The sequence below is a fragment of the Streptomyces sp. NPDC055955 genome (genome assembly GCF_042270245.1).
Taxonomy (GTDB): domain Bacteria; phylum Actinomycetota; class Actinomycetes; order Streptomycetales; family Streptomycetaceae; genus Streptomyces.
Genome location: NZ_JBHJYS010000041.1, coordinates 38,993 through 55,260, shown reverse-complemented (window position 1 = coordinate 55,260; position 16,268 = coordinate 38,993). Strand labels below are relative to the sequence as shown.

The window sequence follows — 16,268 nt, the reverse complement described above, 5'->3', positions numbered from 1 at the left end:
CGGCTCGCCCTCGACCCAGCCGACCTGAAGCCCGGGCCGCAACGGCCGGCGAACCAGGAGGACGCCGCCGCCCGCCTCGGCCCCACCCCCGGCCCCGTCCCGTGCGCGGCGTGCGGCGACCCGGCGCGCTCCACCCGCATCATCGCCACCCCCGACCACGGCCGCCGATGGCTCGACCTGTGCCGCGACTGCATGCTCGCCACCGCCGCCCGCGGCCGACGGGCCGTGCCGCTCGCCGACACCCTGGCTGTATTGCGTGCCGCTGCCGAGGCGGCCGGCGTCACGGTGCGGGTTCTCGTCGACCCGCTGCAAGGAGCGTGACAGAGTGCAGGACATGGCCGACCTGGACCGATACCGCGTCACCATCACGACCGGGGGCGCCGTTGTCATGCAGGGCGCGTGGTCCAACCGCGAGACCGGGCAGCGCAAGTTCCGGTCATGGATCGGCAGCTACGGCAGCATCCCGGGTGCCCGGATCACACTGGCCGAGCAGGCTGCGGACGAGTCGTGGCGTGATCTGGAGGCATGGCCGGACAGCCCGGCGTAGCTGCCGTCAACTCAGGCGCCGCCCCGGGCCTTTGTCTTCACGTCCTGCTCGGCTTCATGCCGAGGAACACCCTGCTCCTTCGCGTACTCCGTGACTGCGGCCTGCGTGTCCCGGGCCAGGTCCCGCCAGGCGCGCCACGCCGTCTCATACGTCGCCGTCTGCGTTTCAGCCCAGCCCTCTGCGGTTGGCGGCCCGTACTCGTCACGCAGGCGCAGGACCTCGCGGTGCGCAGCGTTCGCAGCCTGCTGTCTCTCGACCAGTTCATCGAAGGTGTGTGCCACGAGCGGATTTTAAGTAGACGCAGCGGAGCCCCCGTTCCGACCCGCGAGGCAGGGGTCCACGCACGCTCGCTCATTGGGCTACGGCCGCCACTCCTCGCGGTAGCCGGGGACCGCCTGAGGTGGCTCGGTCGGCAGATTTACAGCGGGCTCCATTTATCCCCTACGGCCTGCGGGTTTCATTGATCCAGGCGCTGTCGGGGGACGTGTGAGGGAAATCGTGCCTGTTAAGCAGCACCTCGCCTAGCCACGGGCCGCGCTGGATGCCCCGAGCGCGGCAAGCGTGAAGCCGTCCCGCAACTCTCCCGCGCGAATCGCCTTTGCGATTTCGTATGGACTCCACCAGCGCGCCGCGGCGATCTCGCCGTCGCCGGCCGAGCCGGGGCGCAGTGGGGCGTCACCCTGAACCGAGACCTCGACGACGGCAACCTCGTTCTCCAGCGTGCCAGAGTCGACGTCCAGGTACGCCACTGCAGCCGCTGCGGAGCCGACCAGTCCCGCCTCCTCAACCAGTTCGCGCAGCGCGTCCGAGACAGGATCGGTCTCGCCGAAGCCGCGCGGAAGTTCCCAGGCCCACCGACCGATCGTCGGTCGCCACTGGCGGACCAACAGAATGTCGTCACCTCGTCGGGCAAGCACCACGACTCCTGTGCGGCCACCGCCAACGCGGACGCGGTGCCGGATGGTCTCGGCGCCGGAGGGCAAGCGGTAGGTATCGAGGTAGACCTCGCACCATCGCCCGCCGTCAGCATCGGTGTAGGCCTTATGGGTGTGCGTGCGTGGCGCCTCGGTGTCCATTAGGCCCCCCTCCCGAGCACCCCAGGGAGCTCTATCACGTCGTAGCGCCCTCGGAAGTCGGTCAGGCGGGTCACCCCGGTTGCTACGGCCGCAACGACAACAGGCGTGAGCGCTCCACCTGCGCCCGCGGCGAACGCTCCAGGCGCCCCCGCGCCGAGCAGACTGGTCGCCAGGCTCACTCCGCCGCCCGCAACCATCTGGGCGGTGACCCCGCGTGCGCCCTGCGTGAACCGCTGGAGTCGGGTCACCGACACCTCGTCCGCGCCACCGGCGGGTGGCTCTTTCGTACGCTCCGCGAGCAGGTCGCCCACCTCCTGCAGTGCAGCGAGGTCACGCTGGTGCCACCAACTGGTGAGGGCGTCGGCTGCGTCATCCGTGTAACGCTGCCATTGCTCACCGTTCATCAGGCCTAGCCGCAGTTCGAACCGGGTCGGATAGATCACGACCGGCGTCTGCTCCACGAGCGTCGCTGCCTCGCGGCGCCGGATGCCGCGTCGAGGCGAGGCCAGCCCTAGCAGGCAGCCTTCGCTCGCCGCGATGGCTCGGTAGTACGTCTCGTCGAAGGACTCGCGTAGTGTCTGTGCGTCCGCTTGCGCCGCAGGGTCACCGGAGCGCAGCAGGGGTTCAAGGCCGTCGTACAGGCGGCTACGGCTAGGCAGGCCGTTCACGTCGAACTCCCCGCTGGTCCAGGCGGCGAGCACCGCCCGACCCACGTCGCTGGCACATTCCTCCGGGCGCGGTGGGGGACGCAGGGCGTACGCGGTTGCGTAGTCGGCCGGTGCTAGGGGGCTGACCTCCAACAGGCCCCGCTCGGCGGCCTCCAGCCAGTCACCCCACCGGGCGACTGTGCGCCGCCGAAGCGGAGTGTCGAGGACACTAGTCGCCGCCAACAACTGGTCCGCCATACCGACCGGACCCTCTGCGGCGAGGGCTGCGACCGCAGCCTGGTCGTCCGCGCGGAAGGCCAGCTCCCGCCGGAGCCGCAGGCACTGTTCGTGGGGGATCGGGAGGGAAGAGAAGAGGAAGCCGGTCGCGAGCATCGCGATCAGCTGTCCGGCCAGGTCGGCGTTCCGGGAGTTCACCCGGATCGGCAGTACCGCACCACCACCGATCGCCCGGATCGCCAACTCGTCGAGGAGCGCAGAGGGCCGGAGCACGGCAAAGGCGGCGCCATCGAGTAGTTGGGGATAGGTCAGGAACAGAGAGCCGCCCTGAACGACTTCCCAGCGCAGCCGCCCGAGCAGCTCTGCCCGCTCGAGCGCGGTCAACCGTTCCACTGGGGCGGTGGCCCCGGGCGCTTGGGCGCTCAGCCTGGCCCGCTGCCGTACGCTGTCCCACCCTGTGCTGAGGACCGCGGTCATGTGCCAGCCCTTCCTGTGGCGTCCATACGTGAACCAGTTCAGCATGTGCCGATGGGCGGGAACAATGGAGAGGATCCGATCTCCCATCTCTCAGTGATCCCAACAGAGTTGGGTCCCGCCCCGTTCAGGCGGGCGATCGAGGAGAGAGGCATCGAACCCCGATGAAGTTAACCGGCGCACCAGTGGCGAAAGTGCCGGTTTAAGGGTGGCGAATGCTGGCGAACTCCCGCCCACCAACTGCCCCCAGGCGCACAACAGCACCATCTCCGCTGTCAGTGCCCTGATCTACGGTGTCGCCAACGGCACCTTCGGAGATCACTCGTGCAGGCATCCTCCAGGCGATAGCGGAGCACGACCGGCTCGGCCCGGAAGCGTTCCGGGCTACGTACCGCTTCCACGCCGCGGCGACTTACTTCCTTGAGCACGAAGGCAAGCTGTACGACTCGAAGGCCATAGCTGGAGTCGGCCACCTGTATGACTTCGGCGTAGCGCTCACGCCCTCATCTCCAGGGCTCAGTGGTGGTCTCAAGCACGCGGTGGCTTGGCTGAGGCGGGAGGGCTTCACCGTCGTGGAGCCCCCCAAGACCTTCCATCGGCGAGTGGGAGATGTGCGGCCGGCCCGTCGCGCGACCGGCCCAGCCCTGCACCGCCCCATCCTTCTCCTGTGGGCAATCGCAGGCCGTGGCCGGAGCGCCTCGCCTGCAGCCGTGGTCGGCAACTCGCGACGCAGTCGCGCACCTGATGGAAAAGTACGGCCAGGTTGAAGACGGTGTAGATGGAACTCGCTACCCGTTCTGGGTCCTCGTGCACGATGACCTCTGGGTCGTTGAGCAGGCAGAAGCACTTACCCTGACCAGTCGAGGGCGTCGCCCCACCCTGGAATCCCTCAACGCAGTCGACCCTTCCGCGGGACTGCGTGAGGACGACTACAACCTGCTCCGTTCACAGCCTGAGGCTGCTGCGGCAGCAGCAGCGGGACTGATCATCCGTTACTTCCACCTCCTTCCAGCAGGGTTGTTGGAAGACTTCGCCCTTCATGACCTACTCGCCGGCAGGTGGCCGGATGCTCTGCGACCTCTGCTCGGTGAAACCTTCAAGGACCGCGATGCGATCTGGCGGTCCTACGGCGGCCAGAAGATGGCAGGCATCGGCTGCCTCGCCGACGGCATCCTGAGTGCCTTCTCGGATGACAAGGGCCCCTATGCCGACGGACGCATCCCGGATACAACATGGATCGCCTACGTCGGCTATGGCCTCTCTGGCGACCAACAGCTGACCGATGGCAACGAGCTCATGGCCGAGCACCAAGCCGTTGGACGTCCCCTGCGCTACTGGCACAAGCCGTTCCAGGGGCGGTGGAGCTTCGAAACCTGGGCTGTGATCGTGCAGCGTCGACTCCGTTGGGGCATCGGAGCTGACAAGCTGCCGCGGCGCGAGTTCCTCTGGGTGCTGGCGCCGATCCCATCGCCGGAGCGTAAGACCTGGCCGCTTGAGGTCCTTGAAGCGTTGGAGGCCGATACCGGCGAGTTGCACGACGACACGGGTGACTACCGCCCTAGCGACGTCGCACTCGCGCCTGAGGCTCCCGACACTGCGGAGAGCGACGAGGACGCGTACCGGCGTCTGGCAGAGAAGGCAGAGGCGAACGCTAAGCGTCGGAGCCAGATAAAGAAGCCCACGAAGGCCGACAAGTACGTCCGTGATCCCAGCGCGAGAGGAGCAGTCCTCCGGCGCTGCCAGAAGCGGTGTGAGAACCCCAAATGCGCCGGCCATCCTGCCGAGTTGACCAAGGCTGGCCTGCCCACTCTGCAAGTCGACCACGTTACTGATCTCGGCTCGTTAGGGTGATCTTCGCTGAACTTGCTGATGTGGGTGTGGTGTTGTCGGTAGTCAGTGGTGTGTGAGATATGCGGATGGGGGCGGGCTGACGCCTTCGGCACGGCGGCGCCGGGAAGTGGTGCGGATGCAGGCGGCGGAGCTGTTCGCTCAGCGGGTCAAGCCGCCCGAGGTGGCCCGGCAGATGCGTGTGAGTCTGAAGTCGGCTTACCAATGGCAGCAGTTGTGGCGACAGGGCGGAGCCGATGAGTTGCTTTCGCGGGGACCGGGCGGGAGCCGGTGTCGTCTGTCGCCGCGCTGCCTGGAGAAGCTCACCAGGTATCTGGAGCAGGGTCCGGCCGCGCACGGCTGGACGGAGGATCAGGTGTGGACCGCGGCGAGGGTAGCCACGCTGATCGGCAGGAAGTTCCACGTCTCCTACAGCGTCTCGGGTGCGACCAGGCTGATGCACCGGCTCGGCTTCAGCCCGCAGGTCCCTGCGCGGCGGGTCGCCGAGCGTGACGAGCAGGCCGTTGCCGCGTGGAAGGAGGCGACCTGGACGGAGGTAAAAGAGCGCGGGCGGCCTGCGGGGGCTACATCTGCTTCGAAGACGAGGCAGGCTTCACCCGGAAGCCGCCACGAGGACGCACGTGGGGCCGGCGCGGCGTGACTCCGCAGGTCACGGTGAGCGGCCGACGCTCGGGACGCCTGTCCGTGGCCGGGATGGTCGCCATGCGGCCCGGGTCCCGTACCCGGCTGTGCCACCGCCTGCGCACCCACCGAGCGGGCAAAGACGCGCGCCGCAGCACGGGCGAGCGCGACTTCATCGCGCTGATCGACGGCACCCACCACCTGGTCAAGGCGCCCATCGTGCTGGTGTGGGACCGGCTGAACACCCACGTCTCCCGCCTCATGCGTGAGCTGATCGCCGAGCGTGAATGGCTGACTGTGTTCCTGCTGCCCGCCTATTCACCCGACCTGAACCCGGTCGAGTGGGTGTGGGCGCACGTCAAGCGCAGCCTGGCCAACCTCGCCGTGGTCGCACTCGACCGGCTCGAAACCCTCGTACGCAACCGGCTCAAGCGTCTCCAGTACCGGCCCGACACCCTCGACGGCTTCATAGCCGGCACCGGCCTGACCCTCGACGAACCAGCCTCACCCTGACGAGCCGTAGTCAGTAAGGACCTAGCCAAGGGGGGCCCTGACGTCCCCTGGAACATGATCGCTCTGTGTCCGAACTGCCACGCCCTCAAGACCTACGGGATGAACAAAGAAGCACTCGCCCGTCTCCTCTCGGCCACTGCGCGCCGGCTACATGAAGCGGTGCTGACCGAGGCTGACAAGCAGCGCCAACGCTGAAGGTTCCCAGCGTGCAGCCTCAGCGGCAGCTTTGAGCCCAGGACCTCTTCGTCCGAAGCAATTGGGGACGGTCGTTCTCCTTGGCCTGCTGAGCCTTTCACCTGCGCTGATGTCCACGGTTGTTCGCGGTTGTGCGTCGCGGTTGTCACGCAATTAGACACTCTGCGCTCTTCCCTCAGAGGGCAGCGCGAGCAGCCTTGATGTCGTCGACCCAGAACACGTCTTGGCGCCACTGGCCCGGCCATGCCGCGAGGATCATGTCCTTCTTCGTAGCTTCGTCAAGGAGCCGACGCTTCTCGCTGTCGCTGGTGGCCTGGGTTACGACGCCGTGCGCGCTGACACGTATGAGCGTGAGGGTCCGGCTGGACCAAGGAAAGTGATCTTGCGTGCTGGAGCGGCGCAGTGACGAAGCGTCAAAGTCAGCAAATCTAGGCATGCGAGCAAAGTACGCCCGTAAAGATCAGGAAGAAACGGTTCCGCTGTCGCAGATAGAACGCGGTGACCTGGGAGCGTCTATCGGGCGCCTGTCGCTGACGGTCCCTGCTGGTAGCTGTCGAGCCGCCTTGGGCGGCTCAGAGACGGGCTGAGCAGACGGATCGGAACACATCACGATCCGTCCATCAGGCATGCTGACAGTCAGCTGGAGGAGCCCCGGCGCCCAGCCATCGGCAGATTTACAGACCGCGCGACCTAGGAGCCCTAACCAGCGGAAACACTGTGCATTGTCCCGCTCGCCCCTCGCGGACCCCACAGCACCCTCGATGCTTCAGCCCGCGCAGGCCCCAAGAGGGCTGAGGAGGCTGCCGATGAGGCCGCTTACAGCGCAGAGAAGCATCTGCGGCGCTGTACCGTTGTAGACGGGCGAGCACTTCCGAGCCGAATGCCTGTCGGGCAAGTCGAGTTGGTGGAGGTCCATGTGGACTTGTCCCTGTCCATCCGCAGAATGGACGGTCCGCTTGGCGATTGTGCGGTCGTCACAGTCGGTGGCGACATCGACGTTTACACCGCGCCCGAGCTGCGCGAGCAGCTGGTCGAGCTGGTGAACGACGGCATTTTCCACATTGTCCTCGACATGGAGGACGTTGACTATCTCGACCCCACCGGGCTTGGCGTGCTTTTTGGCGGCCTGAAAATGGTGCATGCCCACGAAGGCTCGCTCCGCCTGGTCTGCAACCAGCAGCATTATCTGAAGATCTTCCGTACCCCCCGCCTCACCAAGGTGTTCCCGGTCCACGGCTCGGTTGAGGCAGCCCTGAGGGCAGCCCTGTACGAAGCCCGATGGCTTGACCTTGAGTAGGGCCGTGTCCATGGCCTGGAAGGTGCCGCAGTCGCTTACGCGCGTCAGCAGCGGGGCACCGGAGCCACGTGCGAGGGTCTGAACTAGCCGCCTACGCATTACGAGCTGTCCGGGCTTGTTCCACGGGGTCCGGGGGTGTCCAAGAGAGGCATCGCTTAGCAGGTCAAGTGACGTGCCGGACGTTCGTGGACGGGTGCAGACCACGTCGGATTAGGCAGCAATCGAGACTAGAAGTGAGACTGACCCAGTCGTGCAGCCACCCCTGCTTCAGCGCACCCGCACAGCATGGGGCACGACGCGCCGGCCGGATCACCATCCAGACCGTCGCGTGAACCGTTCTGGGTTCGGTGGAGACTCCACCGAACCCAGGAGGGTTCAGGTTGAGGCGCAGCCTAAGGGCATTCCAGAACAGGATGGACTTGCGAATACCCGCCTGGTTCCCTGAGAAGACGGGTCGTCGACCATACCCTGGAGGATGAATATGTCCGATTTGGGGGACGCTGCAGCTGCACACGCGCGCCGACAGCAGCAGGCTGCCGAAGCCGCAGCCATCAACCGCACCCAGAGGCAAAGGGCCCACGAGGCGCAGGCAGCACTCCTGCGCGAGCGGGCCCGGGAGTTCTTCGACTACGCACGGGATTACGCAGCCCCGCTGTTCCCCTTGTACCTCAAAGGGTCACTTCAGCATGACAGTTGGTATGCCCGCATCGATGAACCCTGCATTACGGCCGCCGCCGCCGACGGCGCCCTGTTCACCGGTAGGCACCCGGTTGGCCGGTGGACCGTCACCTCTGATGGGAGCGTCTATTGCTCCGCACGCATCGAACAGCGCCAGCGCGTCCGCGACGCACGGCGGTACGGCATCCGCGAGGACGTCTTCGTCGTCGTCGACATGAGTAGGCATGACCTTTGGAAACCCCATTACGGTGAGCTAAGCCCTCACTTCGTGGCCGCCGCGTCAGCACTGCAAAAGGCTGTCCGACTTGCAGGTAGCTGGGACCTGATGACGGGCATTCAGGGCGACGGATTGATCGGGTACGTGCTGTAGATCAACGCCGAACTCAGCCGCTTCAAGAGCCCCACTCGCCAAAAGACCAGCGCCCCTCGGTCAGCGGCCACGAAGACGCCTACGAGATGCGGGAGATCGTCAACGCCCTGCTCTACCAGTCCCGTACCGGCTGCCAGTGGGACTACCTCCCCCACGATGAAAAACCGTAGAGGTTGGCGAGGCTGAAAGCCACGAGGAGGCCGTTGCCGCAGGCGCGCCGTGCGCGGCCCGGCTCGTCATACTGTCCGGATGGACTACGAGGGAGCAAGGGTTCCAGGGACAACGAGCGTGTGCCTATTCCGCACGACCGAGGAGACAACCATCTGCCATGTGTGGATCGATGGCGTCCGGATGGGCAAGATCCCTCCAGGCGGGCAGGTCGTTTTCCCGGTCACGCCTGGTACTCATAGCGTTCAACTTCGCATGCCAGGCTTGGCCGAGGCTTTCGGATCCTCAATCGGCCCCAGCTCGATAGTGGACTTCCATGCCTCGGCAGGAGAGCGCATCAGCTTCGGATGCGCCGTTGACCCACCCCAATCGGCGGACACACGGTGGAGTCGGCAACGGCTGGGACCCAGCAGGTATGTCCTGAGTCGGCAGCGTAGCGAGCAGTTGGCGTCGGAGCCACGGATCCTCGAGATGCAGCAGACCACACGGTTTGACGAGGCGCTTGGCGAGGATGTGAGAACCATCGACAACCACTCCAGCCCGGCCCCTGTCACCCGCACTCTCAAGGCCAGTCGTGAGTGGACTCGCACCCTCACCGTCGCTCAGGACGAGCGTCGCACGGTCACTGGGGAGGCGGGAGCGAGTCTGCTCTGGCTCTCCGCAAAGGCCAGCATCGAGCAGGAACTCCAGCGTAGCCTTTCGCTTGCCATCGGCGTGACGCACCTCTTCGAGGAAGAGATCACCGTCACGGTTCCCGAATACACCTCGGTGCGCGTGATCCTCGCGTGGAAGCAGGTTTGGCAGCGCGGCCATGCCCGCCTGTTGCTGCCCGACGGTGCGATCCACGACGTGCCATATCAGGTCGTGGTGAGCGCGACGTTCGACCAACGGATCGAGAGCGCCAGCGTGTGACCCCGTCGATTGGAAGGGATCCGCAAGCCCGCCACGGGGCTTAGCTTGATGCGGTCGGGGATCTTGATGAGGTAGAGAAAGTTCTTTCGCGTCGGCGTCGGACGCTCGCTGATGTGGCTCCGGCAACTCCCCGGCAGTGCCCGCCGTGTCTGCGGGACCTCGGTGCGTTCGACGAGGGCGCGCCCGGGTGCTGGTCGCTGATGCCGCTCGTAGGGTGGGATCTCTAGGGGGCTGCTCTGGAGGTTCTTCATGCCCCATGCTGTTTGGAGCGGAGCTATCAGCTTCGGCCTGGTCACGATCCCGATCAAGGTCACCGCTGCGACCGAAGATCATTCGATCCGCTTCCACCAGTACCACCTGGACGACATGGCTCGGATCCGCACGCGGAAGTTCTGCGAGATCGAGGGGGCCGAGGTCCGCGCCGAAGAGATCGGCAAAGGCTACGAGGTCAGCAAAGACACGATCGTCGCCATCTCGGACGAGGACCTCGCCGGCCTGCCCCTGACCACGGCGAAGGCGATCGAGATCGTGGCGTTCGTGCCGTACAGCGAAATCGACCCCATCCGCATCGGCGAGGGTTACTACCTTGAGCCCGACGGCCAGGTCGCTGCCAAGCCTTACATGCTCCTGCGTCAGGCCCTGGAGCGGAACTCGAAGGCGGCCGTCGCACGGTTCGCGTGGCGCGGGCGGGAACGCCTCGGCCTGCTCCGCATCCGAGGCAACGCGATCGTCCTGCATTCAATGCGGTGGCCGGACGAAATCCGTTCCTCCGAGACGCTCGCCCCGCCGGCGGTCGACGTCCCCGAAGACCAGATCGAGCGCGCCCTGGCGCTCATGGACGTCATGGCGAGCGACGGCATCCCCGAAGACGCGGCGGTCGACCGGTACACGGATGCGATCTCCGACCTGATCGTCGCCAAGCAGGGCGGCAAGGAGCTGCCCCACGCAGCCGAGCCGGAAGCCCCGGCCGGAGCCGTCGTCGACCTCATGGCCGCACTCCAGGAATCCGTACAGAAAGCCAAGGAGAGCCGCGGCGAGGGCGAGCACGCGACCGTCCACGACATGCCGAAGAAGAAAACCGCAGCCAAGAAGACCGCAGCCAAGAAGACGGCCGCCGGCAAGAAGGCGGCCACGAAGAAGTCGCCGAGGCGCAGCGCCTAGTCGAGCACGCCCAGCTCCGTGTCCGGCCGGCAGTGCGGACAAGCGGCCACGCCCTCAGTGAGACCACAGAGGGCCTGATCGCGCTCGACGCCACGGGACCGCTTGCCCGCCATGTGACAGCCGCCCACATGCACGTACACGGGGTCGCGCCCGCCGAGCCCCATCTCGATGAGCCAGTCCGGAGCGGGCGGCCGGGTCTGCTCCCCGCGGCGCCGCTCGGCCTCGCGGCGTTCTTCGGTGGCGATCCACCGGTCGATCTGCTCGACCTGCTGGACCGCGATGCGGCGCGCGAAGCGCAGCATGTCGAGTCGCGAGGTCGAGTAATCGTTCATAGGTTTGATATTACGGCGGCGGTCGCCACACCATCGCCAGGGCAGGAGGTACCCGTGGACCCCACTGACCTGCTGCAACGGCTCGCCCTCGACCCAGCCGACCTGAAGCCCGGGCCGCAACGGCCGGCGAACCAGGAGGACGCCGCCGCCCGCCTCGGCCCCACCCCCGGCCCGGTCCCGTGCGCGGCGTGTGGCGACCCGGCCCGCTCCACCCGCATCATCGCCACCCCCGACCACGGCCGACGATGGCTCGACCTGTGCCGCGACTGCATGCTCGCCACCGCCGACCGCGGCCGACGAGCCGTGCCCCACGCCGACACCCTGGCTGTGTTGCATGCCGCCGCCGAGGAGGCCGGCGTCACGGTGCGGGTTCTCGTCGACCCGCCGAAAGGAGCGTGCAATCGGCAGCCAGGAAGTGATCGTTCCGGAAGTGCGGGTGCTGGGGCACTTGTGGAACAGACCTACTCAGTCTCAGGCAGTGGGCCCACACTCGACCGATGAGCCGGGCACTTGCGCGATATGGCGTCCAGACGCGCGCCACTGCCACGGCTGTCCGCACCTTGGCCGTCGCAGTCTGGAGGAAGCGTGCCGCGTGGTTCCAACTACGACAGCATTGTTCTAGAGGCCAGAAGAGCGTACAAGGACGGCCTCCCGGCCTTTCGAGTCACAGTTAGTCCCCCTCTTGGCCTGAGGGCGTCTAAAAGGGACTGGCGCCGCCACCTAAAAGGGCTCGTTGCCGCAATCGAGCAGGAGGGCTGGCGATTCGTCAGCCAAGACGTGCTTCCCAGTGCAGCCGAAGTAATTTTCGAGCGGGTCTGACGCGGCGGCTGTCGTTCTGGCCATGGAGCCTCCTGCAGGCGGTGGCGTCGCTGATGGCAGGCGGAGGCGGTGGCCTGGTCGTGGCGTGGCCGGACACGGGGCGTAGCTGTCGTCAACTCAGGCGCCGCCCCGGGCCTCGGTCTTCACGTCCTGCTCGGCTTCATGCCGAGGACTGCACCGCAGTGGGCGGCTGGACAGTCCTGGATCTAGGCGCTGTTGAGACCGCAACTGAGACCGCCATCGCTGGCGCTCCGCAGGCCGTCTAGGGCTAATTTAGGTGAGTCTGATCTTTGTGGTGAAGCCGTTGATCAGGTCCGGGGCGAACATCAGCGCTCGCCCCGGTCCGGGGAGACACTAATCGCCGCAGTGTGCACACCCACTCTGAAAGGCGGCTGATCAGTTCGCATCGAACGCTCAGAAATGAAAAGCTTCATCAGGTCCTCGCGGATCTCAGTCGCATACCTAAACATGCGGGAGCCGTCGAAGTCGTCACGGGGCGCCACAACCTGCGATCGCAGCTCCACAGTCAATTCCTGCATGGTCAAAGTTACTGGTCGAGGCGCCTGGCGACCCCTCACGACGGGGTCGCTCATGAATGCGTTGTTGCTCAGCACTGAAACGGCTCTGACGACAGCCTGCAGGGTTCGCTCTGCGGTTTCGTCAAACTTAGCGGCGTCGACACCTCGTCCAGCGGAAACGTCCTGCAGGGTCCACTCCACGAGGCGGTGCCAGTCTTGGACACATACCGTTGCCTCCGCGATAGCCGCTAGAGCCTTCTCCTTCTCCTCCCTCATGGCTGTCAGCACACGCACACGCGCCTCGGTTTCCCTGGCCCTTTCGGCCAAACGCGCCTCGGCTTCCCTGGCCGTCTGAACGTCCTGCAACCGCTGCCGCTCTAGCGCCCACTCATGCTGGCGACGCCTACTGTCGATACTGCGGGGGCCATACACGCCAGCCACTGCGCCGATTAAGGCGCCTCCCAGCCCGCTGGCAACGCTGAGGATTGCTGTCATGTCCGTCACTCCACCAATGTGCCGGACAGACGCTGCCGCTGGGACGTATTCGAGCGACATCTCGACCTCCCCAGACCTGCTCACCTTGTCTCCCCGTCCACGACGCGCTGACCTGCGGACGGATGCCACTCGGGAGGGGCCGCCCGATAGCAAGCCAGTTCCAGGGGCGGGACGGACCCGCACACTCCACGCGCCAGCGGCACCCGACCTGGGTTCACCCTAAGAGCGAGTCAGACCCGGACACAGTGTCCGGGTCTAACCGCGTTTTGGCGCTCACGCTGGTTCTGACCCGGTAGCAGTCAAGGCCAGCTACCCGCCCTATCGCCGGCTCTGTACCGTGAGATGGGCCCCTACGACCGAGAGGCAGAACGCTATGCGTGGTCTCGGAGATCACCTCAGCATCGGCGAACGGATCGCGTTCTATCGGAAGCGTCGCGGCTACACGCAAGAGGTACTGGCCGGTTTCGTTGGTCGGAGTACCGACTGGCTTGCGAAGATTGAGACGGGGCGACGGAAGCCGCCGCGTATCGACATGCTCTCCGAGCTGTCACGCATCCTGCGTGTGCCTCTCGGTGACCTGCTCGGTCAGACCGTGCTGGTAGAAGACGACAAGCGCCAGGACGACGTGCCGGCTGTGCGTGACGCACTTATGAGCCCGCGGCGGCTCTCGCGGCTGCTGTTCGGTTCGGAGGTAGAGACTCAGCTCCCAACTCCCGCGCCCGTAGCAGTGCGAGTTGAACATGCCTGGAACGACTATCAGGGCGGGCGTCTTGGCAGCGTCATCGCGGCTCTTCCTGGGCTACTCCAGACTGCTCAGGAGCTTGAGGACCGAGCGGTGAGGCGTGGCGAAGACCGCGCTGACTGCTGGGCAGTCTCTGCCCGAACCCATCACCTCGCGGCGACGACTCTCGCGAAGATTGGGGAGTCTGATATCTCTTGGCTCGCTGCCGAGCGCTCCATGAGGGGTCACGTCCGCTGGAGTGGTGTATTGACGGCCACTCGGTGATCTCGTTTTGAGGCTATGCGGTGAGTTCGGTCGGCAGGTCGGTGTCGTCGTTTTCTGACTCGATCGGGTGGAGGCGGACCTTGGCCAGCAGGTCGAGGCCCATGTAGCGGCGGGCTTCGGTCCACTCGTCGTTCTGCTCGGCCAGCACCGCGCCGACCAGCCGGATCAGAGCCGTGCGGTCGGGAAAGATCCCGACCACGTCGGTGCGACGGCGGATCTCCTTGTTCAGCCGTTCTTGTGGATTGATGCCCCTATGGTTCGTCAAGCCGCTGTTTCGCTGGCCGCGTTGACTGTGATGGTTGATTGAAGGTGTCGGTAGATTTCTCGGGCGATGTAGCGCTTGAGGCAGCGGATCACTTCACGGCGGGTCTTGCCTTGGGCCAGGCGTCGTTGCATGTAGTCCTGCGTGCGGTGGTCCCAGCGAAGTCGGCTCAGCACGATGAAATACAAGGCTGCGTTGGCCTGCCGGTCGCCGCCGCGGTTGAGTCTGCGGCGTTGGGTCTTTCCGGAGGATGCCTCGACTGGGCTGACGCCTGCCAGAGCGGCGAAGGCAGCCTCGCTGTGTAGGCGCTCAGGGTTGTCACCTGCAGCGATCAGTAGACATGCCGCGATATCGGGGCCGACGCCATGTTGGTCGAGCAGCGTATGCGCTGTGCTCTGAACGGCGTGCTTCATGCGGGCGGTGAGGTCGTCGATCTCTTCGCTCAGGGTCTGGACGCGTCGAGCCAGGAGCCGGAGGGTGTGGCGGGCGGCATCGAAGGCCGTGGAGATGGTGCCGGGGTCGAGCTGTGTGCAGGCGCGGACCAGGCGAGCGATGCTCAAGCCCGAAAGGCTCTCGCGCAGGGCGGGATCCGTCGCCACCAGGACAGACTTGAGCTGATTGATCGCCTGAGTACGGGACTTGATCGCAGATGCCTTGGCCAGCTTGAACAGCCGCAGCATCTCCACGGAACCATGGCCGGCCTTCGCGGTGGCAGTAGCTCGGCCGGACAAGACGGCGTGCGCTGCCGCCTGAGCGTCGACAGAGTCCGATTTGCCATGACGTCGGCGGGCTTGCTTGTCGGGTTGGTTCACCTCCGTAACCGAGACATTCTCGGCCTGGAGGTAACGCGTGAGCGCCGCGCCGTAGGAGCCGGTGCATTCCACTCCTGCGCGGCGTACCACCCCGAACGAGCGTGCCCAGGTCAGCAGCTGGCGGTAGCCGTCAGCAGTCGCGGGGAAGCTTCGGCTGTCCAGGGCGGTCCCAAGCACGGTCACAACCGCAGCGACGTGGGTGTCTTTGTGGGTATCCACACCGAGCAGGACCTCTTCGGTGGCTGGGAGGGCGCCGTGAGGGGCGGCATCTCGGTGAGTCATGCTGAGCACAGTCGCTGCCTTCGTGTCGCCGGAACGGGAGAACCACCAGGCCAGAGACGGTCAGGACTGTGAAGTGCCGGTCGCGAAAGCCCCTATCGGGACACGTCCGCTGGCTGGGAGGCGTGTTGCACCCCGGACGGCAGCCAACGGATCAGTCTCAAGGCACGTAGCCAGTCGGGTGCCGGGTCAGACCGCCGCCCGGGACATCTACATCCTCACAGTCCGGTGCGGTCATCGTGCTGATCTCCTTCGAGGCTTCGACACTTCGAAGATCAGCCGGTGGCCGTTCATCTATGCGGGCACCATCCCGATGCCGGAGCAAACCCCCGGATCAGGTCGAACCCGTACACCACTTCCTTGGACGCAACCCTGCGCGGCGACACTGCGGTGCCCCACACCTTCTATCAACTGACCGGAACGGGGCGACACCGTACGGTGCGCCTCACCCCCGACCTGCTCCAGTTGGCGAAATCGGAGCAAGCCGCAGCTTTTGCAGCCGAGTTGGGAGCTCGCTGGAACATCGTGGAGACGTCCTTCGCAGCAGGCATCGGCCGTAGCCTGATCGAGGAGGGCGTTCTCGTCGACTGGGACACGCTTCAGCTCACAGACAAACGCCGTCGCCGCTCGGTAACCGGCATTGTTGAAGCCACGGTCGGCTTCCAGCACGGCCGCTGCCTGATCTGCGACGACGTCCTGGGCATGAGCGATGACATCGCCGTCGACCACGTCTTCCCGTTCTCCCTGATGCGTCGCTTCGAGAGCGTTGGCTCCTGGCACGGACCGGATCTGGATGCCCTGTGGAACCTCGCCCCGGCGCACGCCAACTACAACGGAACGAAAAGTGACCGGCTGCCCAGCCCACTCGAACTCGCCCGGCTGGCCGCCCGAAACAAGGCCATCATGCAGTCTCCCCACCCTCTCCGCCGCACCTTGCAACTCAGCCTGAGTAACGCCCTGCCCGGCCGGCGATTGCCTCATGGTCAGACTTCCTGAACGCA

At 65.9% G+C, this 16,268-nt stretch carries 18 protein-coding genes and 4 pseudogenes; 14 read left to right on the top strand and 8 right to left on the bottom strand.

What is annotated here, in order from left to right; all coding sequences use genetic code 11:
* Together ACFC96_RS44745 and ACFC96_RS44740 are read left to right on the top strand one after the other, a co-directional pair.
* A partial coding sequence (locus ACFC96_RS44745) for a hypothetical protein (protein WP_376618427.1) occupies positions 1-321 on the top strand: 321 nt, incomplete at its 5' end.
* 13 nt (positions 322-334) lie between these two features.
* Positions 335-547, top strand: a complete 213-nt coding sequence (locus ACFC96_RS44740; RefSeq protein WP_376618425.1) for a hypothetical protein — start codon at positions 335-337, stop codon at positions 545-547.
* Positions 548-558: 11 nt separating this feature from the next.
* Here the strand turns inward: ACFC96_RS44740 and ACFC96_RS44735 are convergent, their stop codons facing one another.
* The 3 genes from ACFC96_RS44735 to ACFC96_RS44725 form a co-directional block, all read right to left on the bottom strand.
* The gene (locus ACFC96_RS44735) at positions 559-828 is read right to left on the bottom strand and encodes a hypothetical protein (protein ID WP_376618423.1); all 270 of its coding nucleotides are present in this window, start codon (positions 826-828) and stop codon (positions 559-561) included.
* A 240-nt stretch (positions 829-1,068) separates the two neighbouring features.
* Positions 1,069-1,623 (bottom strand): NUDIX hydrolase, encoded by a 555-nt coding sequence (locus ACFC96_RS44730; protein ID WP_376618422.1) that lies wholly within the window; start codon positions 1,621-1,623, stop codon positions 1,069-1,071.
* On the bottom strand, positions 1,623-2,891 hold the full coding sequence (locus ACFC96_RS44725; RefSeq protein ID WP_376618420.1) for a hypothetical protein: 1,269 nt from the start codon (positions 2,889-2,891) through the stop codon (positions 1,623-1,625). Before ACFC96_RS44725 ends, ACFC96_RS44730 begins: the two co-directional genes overlap by 1 nt.
* A 383-nt stretch (positions 2,892-3,274) precedes the next feature.
* Here ACFC96_RS44725 and ACFC96_RS44720 point away from each other — a divergent pair.
* The 4 genes and pseudogenes from ACFC96_RS44720 to ACFC96_RS44705 form a co-directional block, all read left to right on the top strand.
* Positions 3,275-4,829, top strand: a pseudogene (locus ACFC96_RS44720) (HNH endonuclease); the annotation flags it as partial.
* 79 nt (positions 4,830-4,908) lie between these two features.
* Positions 4,909-5,469 carry a winged helix-turn-helix domain-containing protein gene (locus tag ACFC96_RS44715; protein WP_376618431.1) on the top strand — a complete coding sequence of 187 codons (561 nt, stop codon included), beginning with the start codon at positions 4,909-4,911 and terminating at the stop codon, positions 5,467-5,469.
* Positions 5,355-5,963 carry a transposase gene (locus tag ACFC96_RS44710; protein ID WP_376618429.1) on the top strand — a complete coding sequence of 203 codons (609 nt, stop codon included), beginning with the start codon at positions 5,355-5,357 and terminating at the stop codon, positions 5,961-5,963. Before ACFC96_RS44715 ends, ACFC96_RS44710 begins: the two co-directional genes overlap by 115 nt.
* A gap of 18 nt (positions 5,964-5,981) precedes the next feature.
* A pseudogene (locus tag ACFC96_RS44705) lies at positions 5,982-6,158 on the top strand (HNH endonuclease signature motif containing protein); the annotation flags it as partial.
* Positions 6,159-6,333: 175 nt separating this feature from the next.
* Here the strand turns inward: ACFC96_RS44705 and ACFC96_RS44700 are convergent.
* Entirely contained in the window at positions 6,334-6,594 is a 261-nt protein-coding gene (locus ACFC96_RS44700) for a hypothetical protein (protein ID WP_376618418.1), read from the bottom strand.
* A gap of 480 nt (positions 6,595-7,074) precedes the next feature.
* Here ACFC96_RS44700 and ACFC96_RS44695 point away from each other — a divergent pair, with 480 nt between their 5' ends.
* From ACFC96_RS44695 to ACFC96_RS44675, 5 genes and pseudogenes are all read left to right on the top strand, one after another.
* Positions 7,075-7,455 carry an STAS domain-containing protein gene (locus ACFC96_RS44695; protein ID WP_376618416.1) on the top strand — a complete coding sequence of 127 codons (381 nt, stop codon included), beginning with the start codon at positions 7,075-7,077 and terminating at the stop codon, positions 7,453-7,455.
* A 481-nt stretch (positions 7,456-7,936) separates the two neighbouring features.
* On the top strand, positions 7,937-8,503 hold the full coding sequence (locus tag ACFC96_RS44690) for a hypothetical protein (RefSeq protein WP_376618414.1): 567 nt from the start codon (positions 7,937-7,939) through the stop codon (positions 8,501-8,503).
* Positions 8,449-8,661: pseudogene (locus ACFC96_RS44685) on the top strand (transposase); the annotation flags it as partial. The gene ACFC96_RS44690 and the pseudogene ACFC96_RS44685, both read left to right, overlap by 55 nt.
* A 481-nt stretch (positions 8,662-9,142) precedes the next feature.
* Positions 9,143-9,583 (top strand): hypothetical protein, encoded by a 441-nt coding sequence (locus ACFC96_RS44680; RefSeq protein ID WP_376618412.1) that lies wholly within the window; start codon positions 9,143-9,145, stop codon positions 9,581-9,583.
* Positions 9,584-9,832: 249 nt separating this feature from the next.
* On the top strand, positions 9,833-10,744 hold the full coding sequence (locus ACFC96_RS44675) for a Ku protein (RefSeq protein ID WP_376618411.1): 912 nt from the start codon (positions 9,833-9,835) through the stop codon (positions 10,742-10,744).
* Here ACFC96_RS44675 and ACFC96_RS44670 read toward each other — a convergent pair.
* Positions 10,741-11,076 carry a DUF6233 domain-containing protein gene (locus ACFC96_RS44670; protein ID WP_376618409.1) on the bottom strand — a complete coding sequence of 112 codons (336 nt, stop codon included), beginning with the start codon at positions 11,074-11,076 and terminating at the stop codon, positions 10,741-10,743. The two genes, ACFC96_RS44675 and ACFC96_RS44670, sit on opposite strands and share 4 nt — an antisense overlap.
* 54 nt (positions 11,077-11,130) lie before the next feature.
* Here ACFC96_RS44670 and ACFC96_RS44665 point away from each other — a divergent pair, with 54 nt between their 5' ends.
* A complete protein-coding gene (locus ACFC96_RS44665) occupies positions 11,131-11,577 on the top strand; it encodes a hypothetical protein (RefSeq protein WP_376618407.1) in 447 nt (148 codons plus the stop codon).
* Positions 11,578-12,221: 644 nt separating this feature from the next.
* Here the strand turns inward: ACFC96_RS44665 and ACFC96_RS44660 are convergent.
* Positions 12,222-12,908 (bottom strand): hypothetical protein, encoded by a 687-nt coding sequence (locus ACFC96_RS44660; RefSeq protein ID WP_376618405.1) that lies wholly within the window; start codon positions 12,906-12,908, stop codon positions 12,222-12,224.
* A gap of 373 nt (positions 12,909-13,281) precedes the next feature.
* Between ACFC96_RS44660 and ACFC96_RS44655 the strand changes: the two genes are divergently transcribed.
* Positions 13,282-13,914, top strand: coding sequence for a helix-turn-helix domain-containing protein (locus ACFC96_RS44655; protein WP_376618403.1), 633 nt, complete (start codon positions 13,282-13,284; stop codon positions 13,912-13,914).
* A 13-nt stretch (positions 13,915-13,927) separates the two neighbouring features.
* Here ACFC96_RS44655 and ACFC96_RS44650 read toward each other — a convergent pair.
* Positions 13,928-14,158, bottom strand: a pseudogene (locus tag ACFC96_RS44650) (transposase); the annotation flags it as partial.
* Positions 14,159-14,175: 17 nt separating this feature from the next.
* Positions 14,176-15,270: an IS110 family transposase gene (locus ACFC96_RS44645; RefSeq protein ID WP_376618402.1), complete on the bottom strand. Its 1,095-nt coding sequence runs from the start codon at positions 15,268-15,270 to the stop codon at positions 14,176-14,178.
* A gap of 357 nt (positions 15,271-15,627) precedes the next feature.
* Between ACFC96_RS44645 and ACFC96_RS44640 the strand changes: the two genes are divergently transcribed.
* Positions 15,628-16,263 carry a hypothetical protein gene (locus tag ACFC96_RS44640; RefSeq protein WP_376618400.1) on the top strand — a complete coding sequence of 212 codons (636 nt, stop codon included), beginning with the start codon at positions 15,628-15,630 and terminating at the stop codon, positions 16,261-16,263.
* The last annotated feature ends 5 nt before the right edge of the window (positions 16,264-16,268 follow it).

Coding starts and splice junctions, on each gene's coding strand:
- ACFC96_RS44740 (WP_376618425.1), top strand. CDS start 335: ATGGCCGACCTGGACCGATACCGCGTCACCATCACGACCGGGGGCGCC.
- ACFC96_RS44730 (WP_376618422.1), bottom strand. CDS start 1,623: ATGGACACCGAGGCGCCACGCACGCACACCCATAAGGCCTACACCGAT.
- ACFC96_RS44700 (WP_376618418.1), bottom strand. CDS start 6,594: ATGCCTAGATTTGCTGACTTTGACGCTTCGTCACTGCGCCGCTCCAGC.
- ACFC96_RS44690 (WP_376618414.1), top strand. CDS start 7,937: ATGTCCGATTTGGGGGACGCTGCAGCTGCACACGCGCGCCGACAGCAG.
- ACFC96_RS44680 (WP_376618412.1), top strand. CDS start 9,143: ATGCAGCAGACCACACGGTTTGACGAGGCGCTTGGCGAGGATGTGAGA.
- ACFC96_RS44675 (WP_376618411.1), top strand. CDS start 9,833: ATGCCCCATGCTGTTTGGAGCGGAGCTATCAGCTTCGGCCTGGTCACG.
- ACFC96_RS44670 (WP_376618409.1), bottom strand. CDS start 11,076: ATGAACGATTACTCGACCTCGCGACTCGACATGCTGCGCTTCGCGCGC.
- ACFC96_RS44660 (WP_376618405.1), bottom strand. CDS start 12,908: ATGACAGCAATCCTCAGCGTTGCCAGCGGGCTGGGAGGCGCCTTAATC.
- ACFC96_RS44655 (WP_376618403.1), top strand. CDS start 13,282: ATGCGTGGTCTCGGAGATCACCTCAGCATCGGCGAACGGATCGCGTTC.
- ACFC96_RS44645 (WP_376618402.1), bottom strand. CDS start 15,270: ATGACTCACCGAGATGCCGCCCCTCACGGCGCCCTCCCAGCCACCGAA.